The sequence below is a fragment of the Prevotella multiformis genome (assembly GCF_018127985.1).
Taxonomy (GTDB): Bacteria; Bacteroidota; Bacteroidia; order Bacteroidales; family Bacteroidaceae; genus Prevotella; species Prevotella multiformis.
The window spans coordinates 264,959-280,502 of record NZ_CP072358.1 but is presented as its reverse complement, the minus strand read 5'-3'; the positions used below and the strand labels follow the sequence as shown (position 1 = coordinate 280,502).

Genomic DNA, 15,544 nt, shown 5'->3' with positions numbered 1-15,544 from the left:
CCTGTTACATTAGTATGACCCTATCCAAAGACATATCATTCCAAGAAGAACGAAACACAGGTCGATTGCCTTTGCCTTCAGATTCTTTTCCCTGAACAGCAACGCACCGCAAAGGAAAGAGACAATTACCGATCCGCGGCGTACCATCGAAACGATGGAGATCATGGCACCGGGCAGTGAGAGTGCATAGAAGTAGGCGAAGTCCGCCATCGACAGAAAGAGGGAAATAAGAAGAATCGACCATTTCCATTTGAAAGGTGTATGCGCCGCCATGCTGCCATGCCTTCCCACCTTATATATTATGAATACCGCTGCCATCATCAGGCATTGATAGATGTTGTACCAGCTCTGTGCCATCATGCGGTCAAGTCCTACCCCGCCGTTCTCAGGACCTGTCATCAGATACTTGTCGAGCAGTCCGCTGCACGTTCCCGTCAATGCGGCAAGCACAAGGAAGCAGATCCACTTGTTGTGGCTGAAGTCAATGCCTTCTTTCCGGCCGCTCCGTGCCAGAAGAAACAGGGAGGCCACGGCAAGAACGACACCGGCCCACTGCCAGCCGTTCAGCCGTTCTCCAAATACGGCCATTGCTCCCACAAGCGTCATCACCGGACGTGTGGCATTGACGGGACCGACAATCGTCAAGGGGAGATGTGCTATGGCGAAATAGCCGAATACCCATGACAGCAGAACAATCATGCTCTTCAGCAGGATCCAGCGGTGCATCTCCCAGCCGCCGGAACCGACATGGAAGATACTGCCATCAAGCACACGAGTATCCTGTGACAGCAGAATCAACGGCAGAAATATAGCCGAACAAAAGAGGGTGTTGAGAAACAGCACGGGGATGACATCGTTCTCACGAAGCGAATATTTCTTCGATGTGTCATAGAGTCCCAGCAGGGTTGCCGAGACAAAAGCCAGTAAAACCCACATGAAAGCGTTGTTTTAGTATTTTATATCCCAAAGGAAGAGTGCATTTCCGGGCATGCTCTCGCCGGCATCACTTCTTGTTCCTCTGTCTACAATCTGCCTGAAGTCAGCCAGCGACAATCGCCCTCTCCCTACATCGACCAGAGTTCCGACAACCGCACGCACCATATTGCGGAGAAAGCGGTTGGCAGTAATCACAAAACACCAGTTGGCTATCATACCCTCCGAGGATAAGGAAAGCCCGTCCCCGGAAGGTATCCAGCGTGCTTCCGTCAAATTACAAAAGGTAGTTTTTACGTCTGCACCAGCCTTGCAGAAGCATTTGAAGTCCTTCTCCCCTATCAGATAAGAGGCGGCCTCATTCATCTTGTCGAAGTCAAGCGGGTAACGTATCTCACATGAGTACCGGTGCGAAAAGGGTTGTTTTCCAGTATGGATATAATAGTGGTAGGTTCTCGATACAGCTGAGAAACGAGCATGGAAATCCGCACTGACGGCCTCGATTCTGCTCACAGAGACGTCACGAGGCAGCAGACGGTTCATCTTGTAAACAAGTTGTTTGCTGTCGAACGGCTGTGCCGTATCGAAATGTGCCACCATCATCCGTCCATGCACACCGGCATCCGTACGGCCGGCGCCTGTTACGGTGATTGTCTCTTTCAGCAGGATAGACAACGAGCGCTCAAGGACTTCCTGTACAGAAATACCGTTCGGCTGGATCTGCCAGCCGTGGTACGCCGTCCCGTCGTATGACAGGGTGATAAAGTATCGTTGCATAATCATGTGCAAATTTACGAAAAATTACCTGAAATCTGTCTTTCCAGCAAGAAAACTCCATAACAACCACACACCCATCAGCATGGCATAATATACAGCCAGCTGGAGGATAGTGACGTGCAGGTTTCCGATACTTGCCCAGGGAAAAGATGCAAGCCAGTGAAGTGCCGTGTCCTGACAGTAGACCAGTTGCCCGGCCATTTGACCGAAAAAGGATGAAAGAACCGGAAAAGGAGAGAGGATCAGCATGAAGACGGATGACCAGATGATCATCATCGTCCCTGGCACAGCGATGAGGCTGCCGGGGATGAAAACCGTAGAGAAACGGCAGAAATAAAAAGCTATCAGTGGGGCTGTCCCCAACTGTGCGGCAACCGATACCGCCGTCATGCCCCATAACCACCTGCCTGCGGCACAATGCTTCAGATACCGGGAAGACAGAGTCTGATACAGGAGCGGATAGAACAGCAGTATCGACCACACAGAAACGAAAGACAGCTGGAAGCCAATATCGAAAAGGCTGAGAGGATTGCAGAAAAGCATAATGACCGCTGTCAGAGCCAGCGTATTCACCGAGAGCCTGTCTCTGTTCAGAAGACTGACAAACGAATAGATGGTCAACATCATAGCAGAACGGACCACAGAAGAAGACATTCCGACCAATACGACATAACTCCACACTGCAAAGAGCACGGTTAGCTCACTGATTCCTTTCCGCCGAAGTCCCGGCAGCAGGCGTTCGACCCTCCCCAGAAGAAGCATCAGCAGCCCATAGACAACCGTCAGATGCAGTCCGGACAAGGCAAGCACATGACTTGCACCAGTGATGGAATAATCCTCCTTCAGCTCTTTGCCAAGCAGATGCCTGTCACCCAGCGTCATGGCGGTCACAACAGCCAGGGCGTCCCCCTCCAGGTTGTCTGCCAACTTCTTCATGAGTTTCTGCCTGCATATAGCAGCTGTCAGGAGCGACCTCTGGAAAAAACTCATTGGATGAAGATTCACCTTTTTCTTCCGCCATTGGTCAGGGCAGAGGAATGTTTCCGCAGAAAAACCGTGCAGCCTCAACCATCGGGCATAATCGAATGTCGCATCCCGGAAGTTCATAGGCTTCTCCAGATAAGCCATGGCCTCTATGCCGTCACCCGTGTGCAGAGACCGGTAACGATTCGTCAATGTGTCACGAAGGATGGAGGCTTTGACCTTCAGCAGGTCGTTTTCCCTTATAACCATCAGGTCCGTCTGGACAACCTTTCCATGGATGAGCGGCTCGGAAAGAAGAACTGCATTGAATCCGGCGATACGTTCCGGCAGTTTCACCTGCATAGACAGCTCCCGATCAGCTACCAATGCAGCTCCCGTCATGAAGACTGCAACGAGCAGCAGCAGACTTTGAATGTACTTCCGATGCCGAATGACAGATGCCGCAACGACCATACCGACGGCCATCGCCCACCACCACACCGGTCCGACCTTATCCACGACTGCATCGCCCACGGCAATACCCAGCGACAGCGGTACAAGCAGCTTTACTGCGGGATACATCAGCAGGTCTGTTTTTCGTTTCATAGCATCATGCTTTCACGTACTTAGCTGCAAAAATAATAAAAAGAAACGAAACGGCAAGGATAACTCTTCTAATCTTGCAGGAACAGCAGATTATAAGTATCTTTGCCGCATGATATTCTACTTTTCTGGTACAGGCAACAGCCAATGGGCTGCAGAGACGCTGGCTTCGGAAACCAGTGATACGCTGATCTCTATTCCTGACGTGCTCGGCAGTGAATGTCGCTTTGAATTGAAAAGCGGCGAACACGTAGGCTTCATCTTTCCGATACACGGCTGGAGAGTACCCCGCATCATAAGAGAGTTCCTGGGCAGACTGTCATTCGGACCGGAAGGAGGGGGGACTGACGGTACCATGCACTATTGCTTCTGTCTCGTTACAGCCGGCGACTCCATCGGCAAAGCCATGGAACGTTTCCAGCAGCTGCTCATATCCGTACCGTGCGGGCGGTTACTGAAACTGGAGGCCGTATTCTCACTGGTCATGCCCGAGTCGTATGTCGGTCTGCCCGGCATGGATGTAGATACAAAAGAAAGGGAAGCTATCAAGAAAATGACGGCGGCAGAAGAGCTGAAGCGGTTTTCCAAGGCTGTCAGAGGGCATCTCTGCGGCGTGGAAGGGAAACCATGGGGATGGGAAAGACTGGAACGGGGACCGATACCCTCTTTCTTCTCCGGTCCGGTCGGCGGATTCTTTGAACGTTTCCTTATCACCGACACCCCTTTCCGTGTGGACAGCAGCCGGTGTGTCAGATGCGGAATCTGTGCTGGTGTCTGTCCTGTAAACGACATCAAGGGCGGACTGGGGCATGAGCCTGACTGGTTGCACAACGGGAAATGCCTTACCTGCTTTTCCTGCTATCACCATTGCCCTCACCATGCCATTGAGTATGGGAAACGTACAAAGAATAAAGGACAATACTTCTACAAAAGAAGCAGGCTGCATCCCTGAGGGGCGCAGCCCCCCAATGACGATGTTTCATCCAGACATAAAAAAGCTGCAGGCCTCAACCTACAGCTTTTTCTATATATCTTTATGTAACTTAATTCTTAAAGAAATCCTTGACAGCCTCATTAGGAACCATCTGCTCGTCGAAGACATAAGCACCGGTCTTGGGGCTCTTTACCATCTTGATAACCTTTGAGTATGCGCGACCGTCCGATGAACCTTCATGGAGGGTAGCGACCGCTTTCTTTGCCATAGTTTGTCTGTTTTAACTATTAACTATATCTCTTCAGGCGAGCTTACTTGATCTCCTTGTGAAGAGTCATCTTCTTCAGAACAGGATTGTACTTCATGAGCTCAAGACGCTCAGGAGTATTCTTACGGTTCTTTGTCGTCACGTAACGGCTTGTACCAGGCATTCCGCTGTTCTTCATCTCTGTACATTCCAAGATAACCTGGACTCTGTTGCCTTTAGCTTTCTTTGCCATGATATTTAGTCTCCTATTACCTTAATGTCTTTCCAGTCAACATAGCCCTTGGAAACAGCCTGCTTGAGGGCGGCATCAAGACCTACCTTATTAATCAGACGAAGACCAGCAGCGCTGACCTTCAGCTCAATCCAGCAGCCTTCTTCTACATAGTAGAATTTCTTGCTGAAGAGGTTGACATCAAAGCTTCTCTTCGTACGATGCTTTGAGTGAGACACATTACAACCTATCTGTGCCTTCTTTCCTGTGATTTGACAAATCTTAGACATTTCTATCTTTGTTTTGTGATTCGTTAATTGATACCTATTCCAAACAGGGTGCAAAATTACAAAAAGTTTTCAATTGAGCAAAACTTTTGCTGCGATAATTGCTTGTTTTAAGCTTTTTTGCAGGTTCATTCGGACTTTATATCCATTTCTTTTAGGAAATCAAGCATCAGGCGGATGGCTTTGTTGGTGGCAATGGCGAGGTTGATGTCACGCCCGAAATCTTCTGTCAGCTTGAAGGCCCGAACCTCGTTTTTACTGCCATAAGCCAGCCAGATCGTCCCCACTGGAATGTCTTTCGTTCCACCGCCGGGTCCGGCATAGCCGGTCGATGCGATGGCGAAATCCACGCCGATAGCCTGGATAGTTCCCAGTACCATCTCACGGGCCACCTCTTCCGAGACGGCTGTCTTTTCCTCCAGCACTTCATGGGAGACACCGAGTATCTTCTCTTTCACCTCATCCGTATAGGCGACGATACCCCCCTTATAATAATCGGACGAACCGGGAATGGCGATAATCGCTTCACTGATACGGCCGCCTGTACAACTTTCGGCCGTGCCGATGGTCAGTCCTGACGCATAAAGAATATCGCCGATCTGACGAGATATAATCTTACTTTCAAAATCCATAATCTTAATTTTACAAGGGATGGTTTTATGTTGTTACTCGAAGGTCACTTTGCTGAAGACCGGAATGTCCATCCGGGTGAAATCCCTATCCTCATATTTGAAAGTGCCTACGCTGGCAATCATTGCGGCATTGTCCGTCGTGTAGCTGAACTTCGGGATGTAAATCGTCCAGCCATAGCGTTCGGCGTGGTCATGGAAGGCATTGCGCAGACCGTTGTTGGCGGAGACTCCACCTGCGACGGCCACCTGCCTGATGCCCGTCTGCCTGACCGCCAGCCGCAGTTTCTTCATGAGAATGTCTACGATGGCATGTTCCAGACTGGCTGCAATATCCTCCTTATGATGCTCGATGAAGTCCGGATCTTCCTGTATCCACTTTCTCATGCTGTAGAGGAATGAAGTCTTGAGTCCGGAGAAGGAGTAGTCGAAACCCCCGACATTCGGTTCGGCGAACTGATAGGCCAGCGGATTGCCCTGCCGTGCAAGTCTGTCGATGACAGGTCCTCCGGGATAGCCCAGTCCCATTACCTTCGAACACTTGTCGATCGCCTCGCCGGCAGCATCGTCGATTGTCTGACCGAGCACCTCCATGTCGTTATAGGCATTCACCTTGACGATCTGCGAGTTGCCGCCGGACACCAGCAGGCAGATGAACGGGAACGGAGGCATGTGGTTGTCCTCCTCGTTCTCTTTGATGAAATGCGCCATGACATGCCCCTGCAGGTGGTTTACCTCGATCATCGGGATATTCAACGACCGTGCGAAGCCTTTTGCAAAGTTCACCCCGACCAGCAGACTGCCCATCAGCCCAGGCCCGCGCGTGAAGGCTACTGCCGAAAGCTGCTCCTTCGTGATTCCGGCGCGTTTCAGCGCCTGGTCGACTACGGGCACGACATTCTGCTGATGCGCCCTCGAAGCAAGCTCCGGGACGACACCGCCATAGGCCTTGTGCACATCCTGTGATGCCGTCACATTGCTGAGGATGACGTGATTCTTCAGAACGGCCGCGCTGGTATCGTCGCAGCTGCTTTCTATACCTAATATATATATATCTTCCTTTTCCATTATCGTCTTCTTGTTCTGACAAGATGCAAGGCAGGACACGCCGGCCGAATGCCGCATCGCTACGTCGGTATCAATGGGTCAGGATCTCCAGACCGTGCTCTGTCATTACGAACGTGTGTTCCCACTGTGCAGAGGGGAGTTCGTCACCGGTGATCACTTCCCAGCCGTACGGGTCATCCGCATCTATGAATACTTTCCATGTACCCATGTTGATCATGGGCTCGATGGTAAAGACCATCCCCGGCACCAGCAACATTCCCGTACCTTTGTGCCCGTAGTGCAGAACATCCGGCTGTTCGTGGAAGTCGAGTCCCACGCCATGCCCGCAAAGGTCACGCACGACCCCATAACCGTTCTTCTCGGCATGCTTCTGGATGGCATGGCCGATGTCGCCGACATAAGAATAGGGCTTGGCGGCTTCGGCTCCTAATTCGAGACACTCCTTGGTGACACGTACCAGCCGTTCCTTTTCCGGCGTGGTCTTTCCCCCTACGATGAACATCCGGCTTGCATCTGCATAATAGCCGTCCACGATCGTCGTCATGTCAACATTGACGATGTCACCCTCCTGAAGGACGTCCTCTTCCTTCGGAATACCGTGACAGACCACTTCGTTGATGCTCGTGCAGACGCTCTTCGGATAGCCTTCGTAATTCAGGCAGGCCGGAATCGCATTGTGATCCTTGCAGTATTGCATGCAGATATCATCTATCTCCTGTGTATTCATTCCTACGTGAATCGCCTCTGCGACGGCGTCCAGGCAGCCGGTATTCACTACTCCGCTCTTGCGGATGCCTTCTATCTGCTCAGGTGTCTTGATGAGATCACGTGTAGGAACGAGTTTGCCTTTTTTTTCAAGGGCCATGATCTTCAGATCCATTTCGGTGGGTTCCTGCCCCTGAAGGCAGTGCCACCTCTTCTTCTTTAACTGCATAGCTTCAATCTTATCTTTTACCGGGACAAGGCTGGCAGGTACAGCGGGCGGTCGTTTCCCGTCTGCGGATGCTGCTTATCCGTTGCAAAAGTACTATAATTCAGAGACAAAACAAAATAAATCAAGTCCTTTCTTATACAAGATACAGATTTGTCCTCTTCCTGCTGTCTGATGAAAATGGAAGGGGCGTACTATCGGCCTGACCTGAAGTGAGATGTCGTCATGCGGATGCAAAGGAAACCCCTTTGCATCCCGCCCCCCTATTGACAATCCTATACATTCCCGACCGATTGGGAACAGGAGTACCAGCCGCCGGGAACGGGAGTACCAGCCGTTGGGAACAGGAGTACCGGGCGTTGGGAATGCCGTTCCCAATCCGTAGCGGACAGGACCCCGTCCGTATCACCGTGTCCGGCTCTGCAATCCCCCACCCTGCCGGCTATTGTGGCAGACGGGCCATAAAACCTCTGCAAATTTTTCCCGAAGGTATGGCGGAAAGGTATAACAGACTGAAGGACAGTTGTTCCATTCGGATGGAAAGAAGCGTCCTGCGGAGGTTTCAATAGAGGAAAAAAGAAAAGTGGCTTCAGGAATTTGGAATGATGAGGTTTGTCTCGTGAGTTGACGGCTTTGATGAAATACCACACAGAGGCAGAGAGTGAAAGGTGAAAATCCTATAACGGGGCATCGTCGGTGCGTGGAGGCATTTGATAGTTTTTTCAGAGCATTCGTCTGTGAGAATCATGAATGGCGTTTATCCCGAAAATAAAAGGACCCCGTGCGTTACCTCTCTGTCGCTCTTCTGTGCCATCGGCACCTCCGTGATATTTTTTAGAGCTTCTCCGTGTGCCTTATTATTATGCAGCAGGCTTATTTTATCATTCCCTATTACGGAAGAAACAAAGCCAAGCCCCCCATAAAGGGAGGACTTGGCTTGGGAATTTATTAGCGGTTAGAGACAGTTTGTTTATCCTGCCATACTCTTTAGGTCTTCCTCTACGGTGGTTATACCGCCGAGGCCGAAGTCCTCAACAAGTACTTTCAGCACGTTCGGGGAGACGAAGGCCGGCAGCGTCGGGCCGATATGGATGTTCTTGATGCCCAGGTAGAGCAGTGCGAGCAGGACGATGACGGCTTTCTGCTCGTACCATGCGATATTGAACTCGATAGGCAGGTCGTTGATGTCATTTGCACCGAAGATCTCTTTCAGCTTCAGAGCCACAACCGCCCATGAGTAAGAGTCGTTGCACTGACCTGCATCCAGCACCCGTGGAATGCCGTTGATGTCACCGAGGTTGAGTTTGTTGTATTTGAACTTGGCACAGCCGCTGGTCAGGATGACCGTGTCCTTCGGCAGGTGTGCGGCGAACTCCGTATAGTAGTCGCGGCTCTTCATGCGTCCATCGCAGCCGCTCATCACAATGAACTTGCGGATAGCGCCGGACCTGACCGCCTCGACGACCTTGTCGGCCAGGGCGAATACCTGTGCATGGGCGAAACCGCCGATGATCTCTCCCTGCTCGATGGCTGTCGGGGCCTTGCAGGTCCTTGCGATCTCGATGACCTCTGAGAAGTCCTTGTGACCGTTCTCGTCAGGCAGGATATGCTTCCAGCCGGGGAAACCCGTCGCATTCGTCGTGAAGACACGGTCTTTGTAGCTTGCCTTGGGCGATGGAGGAACGATGCAGTTGGTCGTAAAGACAATCGGACCGTTGAAGGTCTCGAACTCTTCTTTCTGCTTCCACCATGCGTTTCCGTAGTTTCCTACGAGATGCTTGTACTTCTTCAGTTGTGGATAATAGTGGGCCGGAAGCATCTCGCCATGCGTGTAGATATCGATGCCGGTCCCCTCCGTCTGCTCTAACAGCTGCTCGAGGTCCTTCAGGTCATGCCCGGAAATGAGGATGCCGGGGCGGTTCTCTGTTCCGATGTTCACTTTCGTAAGCTCCGGATTGCCGTATGCCTGTGTGTTCGCCTTGTCGAGCAGAGCCATGGCATCCACGCCGAACTTGCCTGTCTCTAAAACCGTGGAAAGCAGGGTGTCCATGCCTGCAGAAGGGTCTGAGACGATGGCAAGCGCCTTTTCCATGAAGGCGATGATCTCACCGTTGCGCTCGTTGAGGCGGGAGGCATGCTCGTAGTAGGCCGCCATACCTTTCAGTCCCAGTACGGTCAGCTCTTTCAGAGAACGCAGGTCTTCATCTGCATTGCGGAGAACTCCTTCCCGGTCGCCCTCGGCCTCGTAGCCGGCTTTTTCACCGCCCCATTTCACTTCCTGGAAGTCGGGCAGCTCCACATTCTTTTCTTTGGCGAGTGAGATCAGGGTCTGCTTGATGCGGACTCCGTTATCCACCTTGTTCAGGATAGCCTGGTCATCAAAATTGGCATTGGTTATCGTTGCGAAAAGTGCATCGACAAGATAGTCGCCTACCTCCTGCCCCGTTTCTACACCAGCCCCGCGCAGTGCGTCTGCTATTGTGGCGACACCCCTCACGACGCTAAGTAACAGATCTTGCCACCGGCTTGTCTCCGCTTTCTTACCGCATACGCCCTGAATTGTACAGCCCGTACCCTTTGCTGTTTCCTGGCACTGGAAACAGAACATCTTGTTCTCTTTCATGTTTTCTTGATTCTGTATTATGTTTCAAAATGTAATGACGGATGCAAAGTTATCGATTAAAATAAAGTGAAAAGGTAACATTTGTGACACCGGGTAGTTAAAAAAACACAAAACAACACGGTTGCGGTTTATGGCGTATAAGACATGTCCTGTATAAAAAGAAAAAGAAATTTGTCAATTGGATAGAACTTATATTATGAAGAAGTCAGGGACGGATTTGTAAACTTTTTGCACGGGCAGCGTCTATCTGTATGCTTTTTTTAGCGAAAATTAATAACTAACAGATATTAAAAATCCTGCTATAAACTTGACAGTCTTAATTTAAAATATTATATTTGCAGTGTAATAACAGAAATGGTAACTAAAAATCCTCGGGTTATGACTAAGTACAATTTAACTGAAAAAAAAGAAAAGGTAGCCGCCTACCGTAGTTTGGTCAGTCCGCAACTAATGGATGAGTTAAAGGAGAAAATCCTCAATGTTATCCTTATTCAGCAACGTTACAAAGACAAGAACTATTCTGCCAAGCAGCTTGCTGAGGACTTGGGAACTAACACGCGCTACATCTCGGCTGTAGTGAATGTCCGATTCCACATGAACTATACGTCGTTTGTAAACAAGTTCCGTATAGAAGAGGCAATGGCACTTCTGGTGGACAAACGCTACCAAGAACTGAACATGGAAGAGATCAGCGACATGGTGGGCTTCTCCAACAGACAGTCTTTCTATGCGTCTTTCTACCGTATCAACGGTGTCACGCCGCGTGACTACAGGATTCGTCATCTGGCACAGTTCCCTGCAGATGAGGCACATTCAAAGAAACGCTTAAAGGATTAGCATCAGGGGCGAGTGACAGAATGAATCAATGATTAGATCAGAAGAAGAGACTTTCAGCTTTCAGGATGAACAGTTTGCCGATATACAGATGTTACGGTATCGGCTTCCGGGATTTGAAAAAATGAATCTCCGGCAGAAAGAATTGATTTACTGCCTTTCAAAGGCGACGCTATTCGGACGTGATATCACTTTCGATCAGTTTGGCAAACACAACCTCCGCATCCGCAAGACGCTGGAGGCTGTTTATGAATACTACCAAGGTAACCGGTCGGAAGATAATTTTCTTGCTCTGGAACTGTATCTGAAGCAGGTGTGGTTCGCCAGTGGAATTTATCATCATTACGCTTGTGACAAGTTCGTCCCCCTGTTTTCTGAAGATTTCTTCCGCAGTGCAGTGAGGACTGTGGATGCCGGGCTGCTGCCTCTTGCAGAAGAAGAGACGGTCAACGCCCTGCTGGACGAGTTGTGTCCGGTCATTTTTGATCCGGAAGTTCTGCCCAAGCGGGTTGACAAGACAGACGGGAGAGACATCGTGCAGGCTTCCGCATGCAACTTTTACGAGGGAGTGACACAAGCGGAAACGGAAGCTTTCTATGCCATGAAGAAAAAGGAAGGACCGGCAGATGAAGCCCCTTCCTATGGACTGAACTCCACGCTTGTCAAGGAGAATGGACAGCTTCACGAAGACGTGTGGAAAGCGGACGGAAGATACGGAGCTGCCATCCGGAAGATTGTCTGCTGGCTGGACCGTGCCAAGGATTTTGCGGAGAATGATCAGCAGAGGCGTGTGATCGGTCTGCTGATACGCTATTACGAAACCGGGGATCTTCGTGATTTCGATGCTTACTCCATAGAGTGGCTGCGCGAACAGGAAGGACATATCGATTTCATCAATGGGTTTATTGAAGTCTACGGAGACCCAATGGGGCTGAAAGGCTCCTGGGAGGGAATCGTAGAGTATAAGGATGTTGAGGCCACCCGACGCACACAGACCATCTCGGCCAATGCACAGTGGTTTGAAGATCACTCTCCCGTCAACGCCTGCTTCCGCAAGCCGAAGGTAAAAGGTGTCACGGCGAACGCCGTCTGTGCAGCCATGCTGGGAGGAGACGAATATCCGGCTTCGGCCATCGGAATCAACCTCCCGAATGCCGACTGGATCCGGGCGGAGCATGGTTCGAAAAGCGTTACCATTTCTAATCTTACACACGCCTACGATATGGCGGCGAGGGGAAACGGCTTCCGTGAGGAGTTTGTCATCGATGCGGAAACACTTCAATGGATGAATCAGTTTGCCGACCAGACAGACAATCTGCACACAGATCTCCATGAATGCCTGGGTCATGGAAGCGGGCGGCTGCTTCCGGGAACCGATCGTGATGCGCTGAAGAATTACGGAAATACCATCGAAGAGGCGCGGGCCGACCTCTTCGGACTGTATTACATTGCGGACCGCAAACTCCTGGAGCTCGGCCTGCTCGACAGTCCGGATGCCTATAAGGCACAGTACTATGCCTACATGATGAATGGCCTGCTGACCCAGCAGGTGCGGATAAATCCGGGAAAACAGATAGAAGAGGCACACATGCAGAACCGTGCACTGATTGCCCGGTGGGCCGTGTCCCTGGGAAAAGAATCCAATGTGGTAGAACTTGTCACACGGAAAGAGGCCGGGACAAGTGGACGGAAAACATTTGTACGCATCAACGACTATGAGGCGCTGCGCCGTATTTTCGCATACGAGCTGGCCGAAATACAGCGCATCAAGAGTGAAGGCGACTTCGATGCCGCCAGGAAGCTGGTGGAGACATACGCCATTCATCTCGACACTGACCTCCATGCCGAGGTTCTCAGCAGATACAAACGTCTGAATATAGCACCCTACAAAGGATTCATCAATCCGGTCTTTATGCCTGTTTACAACAAGTCGGGTGAGATTACGGACATCACCGTGGATTACTCTGAACCATACGTACACCAGATGCTTCGGTATTCACATGAATACCAGACGCTCTGAGAACAGCCGGGAATCAGAAAGATCTGCTGTGTCATACGATCAGAATAAACTGCATGACACTGCATAGAGAGGCGGGAAGTCACCCGTCTTTCCGTCTGTCAGGAAGTGGATGTCGGGGTAACTTTCCTTGAAAAGGATGCGAAGAAGAAAACGTTGAATGTGCTTTTGACGGCCTCTCGCCCTCTGTATGAGAGATTCGGTTTCCCTCTGAAAAAGCTGCTTCAGCTTTCTTCTTGAAAAGACATGGCAGGACTATACGACGGGAGAAGGGAAGCTGAAGATGCAGCATGATGGCAAAAAGAAAACACGGAGTCGACTGACTTCATGATGCAGGTCTGTCAGTGTGGGATTTGTTGGAATACGACTCTATCCACTTATAGCATTAATGCGAAAGAATCCATATTAGGCCGAAGATGCAGAGAAGAGGATAAAAAAGAGGAATAAAAAAGTCCCAGACTGTTGTCTGGGACTGAAAGATTACCTGTCTCACGACAACTAATCTTCTAACCTTAATAATCTAATACCATGAAAAACACGATGCAAAGATATCCGTATTTTGTTATATTTGCAAATATAAAACGTTAAATAAATTAAATCATTGGTTATTTGTCAAGTTATGGACAAAATAACTTGACATACATATACTTAAAGCTCCATTTTTTCTTACCTTATGCTATTTAACAGCTTCAGTTTCCCGTCATTGACCAGTTTGATGATCAGTTCACCGAAGAGGGTATTCTGCCAGGCAAACCAGTCACGGGTGTATTTTGTCGCATCATCCTTGTTGAAGCTCTCGTGCATGAATCCAGTACCCGCATCCGTGTTCATCAGCATCTCGATACATTTCCGTATTTCCTCGTCATCATGTGAGGTGAAGGCACGCATCATGATGGACATCGGCCATATCATGTCATACCCTACATGAGGACCGCCGATGCCTTCCCCGGCCCTGCCGCGGAAGAAGTATGGATTGTCTTCGCTCCACACATAGCGGCGTGTGTTCTGGTACACGGGGTCGTCGATGTCAATGTCACCGAGATAGGGCATTGCCAGCAGACTTGGCACATTGGCATCATCCATCAGGAAGTGATTGCCAAAGCCGTCCACTTCATAAGCGTATATCTTTCCATATTTCGGATGATTGTACACGGCATATTTCTGCAGGGCAGCGCTTACCTCATCGGCAAGACCGGTGCATTGAGCAGCGAGGTCAGCCCGTCCATTCACCTTGTCCAATATCTTTGCTGCCTTTCGCAAAGAAGTCACAGCCATGAAGTTGGATGGGACGAGAAACTGCAGTGTGGTTGCATCGTCGGACGGCCGGAAGGCGGAGGCTATCAGTCCTACGGGCTTAACGGGTGCCCCCCACCCTGCATTGTTCATGGTATCCAGCGCACGGTCCGTAACGCGCAGAAACCGATAGCTCCCCTTTCCCTCCTTTTTCTGCTGTTCGCGGAAAGTCTTGAGGATATTCCCAACCGCCTTGATCCATTCAGCCCCAAAGACACTTGTATCGCCTGTCACTTTCCAGTACTCAAAGGCAAGTCGGATGGGATAACAGAGAGAATCAATCTCGTATTTCCGTTCATGCAGTTCCGGTTTCATGTCCGTCTCATCACTCATCCAATTGCCGTCAGGGTCAGGCACTCTGTTGAAGGCATTGGCATAAGGGTCTATGTTGATACATTTCAACTGTCGGTTGATGACTCCTGCCAGCATTCGCTTCAGTTTCCGGTCCTTGCCGGCCAGCTGTAAATAGGGCCATACCTGTGCGCCGGAGTCGCGCAGCCACATGGCGGCAATGTCACCTGTATAGACGAAAGTATCTGGCGACCCGTCGACATCTTCACTGTAATGGACAGTAGTATCTAACGTGTTCGGAAAACAATTCTCAAACATCCAGGCCAGACGTCTGTTGTTCAGCTGCTGTACGATGCGTTGTATCTCTTTCTCAACAGCTTCTGAATGGAAAAGACGGTCGGCCTCTTTCGGACGCTTGGAAGGGAACTTCACGGCATCAGCCGGGCAGCAAAGCCCTTTTTCCAAAGCCGTACAGTTGATACTTGCGGCATCGCCAGACTGTGCGTGTAATGCCATGAGAGCAGTTAGTAGTGTGGAAATATAGGTAATCTTTCTCATACGTTATGATTGGTTTTTTATTTATTGTTGTTCAGTATAACTTAAAAGGTCATGGACTTCTATGCGTGACTTCCTTCCGACCGGTACTTTCTCATCGGCTTTGGAAGAGCAGGTTTCCCTCATCAGATATAGTACATCGGTTTCTGGCTTTTTGCGGCAGGCTGTTTTCTTCCGGTCCGTAGATTGAGGGCGTACGGGGTCTCAACACGACTGGTGTTAGCCAACGGTACCATCGGTGTCGGGCATCAGCACACCGGCAGGGAGCCAGCTTCATCCCCGTCACAGCTTCGTCTACTCAGTGCGAATGGCCGGTTGATACGGAGG

14 protein-coding genes are annotated in these 15,544 nt (G+C 50.3%); 3 read left to right on the top strand and 11 right to left on the bottom strand.

What is annotated here, in order from left to right; genetic code table 11:
- Positions 1 to 9: 9 nt before the first annotated feature.
- From J4864_RS07505 to J4864_RS07495, 3 genes are read right to left on the bottom strand one after another with little or no spacing between them, the layout of a single operon-like run.
- Positions 10 to 936 carry an EamA family transporter gene (locus tag J4864_RS07505; RefSeq protein WP_211815166.1) on the bottom strand — a complete coding sequence of 309 codons (927 nt, stop codon included), beginning with the start codon at positions 934 to 936 and terminating at the stop codon, positions 10 to 12.
- 12 nt (positions 937 to 948) lie between these two features.
- Positions 949 to 1,710 (bottom strand): tRNA pseudouridine(38-40) synthase TruA, encoded by a 762-nt coding sequence (gene truA / locus J4864_RS07500; protein WP_211815165.1) that lies wholly within the window; start codon positions 1,708 to 1,710, stop codon positions 949 to 951.
- Positions 1,711 to 1,734: 24 nt separating this feature from the next.
- Positions 1,735 to 3,279: a ComEC/Rec2 family competence protein gene (locus J4864_RS07495; protein WP_211815164.1), complete on the bottom strand. Its 1,545-nt coding sequence runs from the start codon at positions 3,277 to 3,279 to the stop codon at positions 1,735 to 1,737.
- 109 nt (positions 3,280 to 3,388) lie between these two features.
- On the opposite strand from J4864_RS07495, the gene J4864_RS07490 reads away from it, so the two are divergent.
- A complete protein-coding gene (locus J4864_RS07490) occupies positions 3,389 to 4,228 on the top strand; it encodes an EFR1 family ferrodoxin (RefSeq protein ID WP_211815163.1) in 840 nt (279 codons plus the stop codon).
- Positions 4,229 to 4,319: 91 nt separating this feature from the next.
- Here the strand turns inward: J4864_RS07490 and J4864_RS07485 are convergent, their stop codons facing one another.
- The 7 genes from J4864_RS07485 to hcp all read right to left on the bottom strand — a co-directional run bounded on the left by J4864_RS07485 (position 4,320) and on the right by hcp (position 10,227).
- Positions 4,320 to 4,478 (bottom strand): DUF4295 domain-containing protein, encoded by a 159-nt coding sequence (locus tag J4864_RS07485; protein WP_007366321.1) that lies wholly within the window; start codon positions 4,476 to 4,478, stop codon positions 4,320 to 4,322.
- Positions 4,479 to 4,521: 43 nt separating this feature from the next.
- Complete coding sequence (gene rpmG, locus J4864_RS07480) at positions 4,522 to 4,710, bottom strand: 50S ribosomal protein L33 (RefSeq protein ID WP_007366322.1); 189 nt, start codon at positions 4,708 to 4,710, stop codon at positions 4,522 to 4,524.
- Positions 4,711 to 4,715: 5 nt separating this feature from the next.
- Positions 4,716 to 4,979: a 50S ribosomal protein L28 gene (gene rpmB / locus J4864_RS07475; RefSeq protein ID WP_007366323.1), complete on the bottom strand. Its 264-nt coding sequence runs from the start codon at positions 4,977 to 4,979 to the stop codon at positions 4,716 to 4,718.
- 125 nt (positions 4,980 to 5,104) lie between these two features.
- Positions 5,105 to 5,608, bottom strand: coding sequence for a CinA family protein (locus J4864_RS07470; RefSeq protein WP_007366324.1), 504 nt, complete (start codon positions 5,606 to 5,608; stop codon positions 5,105 to 5,107).
- Between the two features lie 33 nt (positions 5,609 to 5,641).
- Entirely contained in the window at positions 5,642 to 6,673 is a 1,032-nt protein-coding gene (tsaD, locus tag J4864_RS07465; protein WP_040554310.1) for a tRNA (adenosine(37)-N6)-threonylcarbamoyltransferase complex transferase subunit TsaD, read from the bottom strand.
- A gap of 70 nt (positions 6,674 to 6,743) precedes the next feature.
- On the bottom strand, positions 6,744 to 7,607 hold the full coding sequence (map, locus tag J4864_RS07460) for a type I methionyl aminopeptidase (protein WP_211815162.1): 864 nt from the start codon (positions 7,605 to 7,607) through the stop codon (positions 6,744 to 6,746).
- A 967-nt stretch (positions 7,608 to 8,574) separates the two neighbouring features.
- The gene (hcp, locus tag J4864_RS07455; RefSeq protein ID WP_211815161.1) at positions 8,575 to 10,227 is read right to left on the bottom strand and encodes a hydroxylamine reductase; all 1,653 of its coding nucleotides are present in this window, start codon (positions 10,225 to 10,227) and stop codon (positions 8,575 to 8,577) included.
- A 378-nt stretch (positions 10,228 to 10,605) separates the two neighbouring features.
- Here hcp and J4864_RS07450 point away from each other — a divergent pair, with 378 nt between their 5' ends.
- Positions 10,606 to 11,064: a helix-turn-helix domain-containing protein gene (locus J4864_RS07450; protein WP_007366329.1), complete on the top strand. Its 459-nt coding sequence runs from the start codon at positions 10,606 to 10,608 to the stop codon at positions 11,062 to 11,064.
- Between the two features lie 28 nt (positions 11,065 to 11,092).
- On the top strand, positions 11,093 to 13,081 hold the full coding sequence (locus tag J4864_RS07445; RefSeq protein WP_211815160.1) for a dipeptidyl-peptidase 3 family protein: 1,989 nt from the start codon (positions 11,093 to 11,095) through the stop codon (positions 13,079 to 13,081).
- Between the two features lie 663 nt (positions 13,082 to 13,744).
- Here J4864_RS07445 and J4864_RS07440 read toward each other — a convergent pair.
- Positions 13,745 to 15,220 (bottom strand): glycoside hydrolase family 125 protein, encoded by a 1,476-nt coding sequence (locus J4864_RS07440; protein WP_211815159.1) that lies wholly within the window; start codon positions 15,218 to 15,220, stop codon positions 13,745 to 13,747.
- Positions 15,221 to 15,544 lie beyond the last annotated feature (324 nt).

Bases quoted from the DNA above. Each gene is read 5' to 3' on its own strand.
- hcp (WP_211815161.1), bottom strand. From the start codon at position 10,227: ATGAAAGAGAACAAGATGTTCTGTTTCCAGTGCCAGGAAACAGCAAAG.
- tsaD (WP_040554310.1), bottom strand. From the start codon at position 6,673: ATGGAAAAGGAAGATATATATATATTAGGTATAGAAAGCAGCTGCGAC.
- truA (WP_211815165.1), bottom strand. From the start codon at position 1,710: ATGCAACGATACTTTATCACCCTGTCATACGACGGGACGGCGTACCAC.
- rpmG (WP_007366322.1), bottom strand. From the start codon at position 4,710: ATGGCAAAGAAAGCTAAAGGCAACAGAGTCCAGGTTATCTTGGAATGT.
- J4864_RS07485 (WP_007366321.1), bottom strand. From the start codon at position 4,478: ATGGCAAAGAAAGCGGTCGCTACCCTCCATGAAGGTTCATCGGACGGT.
- J4864_RS07440 (WP_211815159.1), bottom strand. From the start codon at position 15,220: ATGAGAAAGATTACCTATATTTCCACACTACTAACTGCTCTCATGGCA.
- map (WP_211815162.1), bottom strand. From the start codon at position 7,607: ATGCAGTTAAAGAAGAAGAGGTGGCACTGCCTTCAGGGGCAGGAACCC.
- J4864_RS07470 (WP_007366324.1), bottom strand. From the start codon at position 5,608: ATGGATTTTGAAAGTAAGATTATATCTCGTCAGATCGGCGATATTCTT.
- J4864_RS07505 (WP_211815166.1), bottom strand. From the start codon at position 936: ATGTGGGTTTTACTGGCTTTTGTCTCGGCAACCCTGCTGGGACTCTAT.
- J4864_RS07450 (WP_007366329.1), top strand. From the start codon at position 10,606: ATGACTAAGTACAATTTAACTGAAAAAAAAGAAAAGGTAGCCGCCTAC.
- J4864_RS07445 (WP_211815160.1), top strand. From the start codon at position 11,093: ATGATTAGATCAGAAGAAGAGACTTTCAGCTTTCAGGATGAACAGTTT.
- rpmB (WP_007366323.1), bottom strand. From the start codon at position 4,979: ATGTCTAAGATTTGTCAAATCACAGGAAAGAAGGCACAGATAGGTTGT.
- J4864_RS07490 (WP_211815163.1), top strand. From the start codon at position 3,389: ATGATATTCTACTTTTCTGGTACAGGCAACAGCCAATGGGCTGCAGAG.
- J4864_RS07495 (WP_211815164.1), bottom strand. From the start codon at position 3,279: ATGAAACGAAAAACAGACCTGCTGATGTATCCCGCAGTAAAGCTGCTT.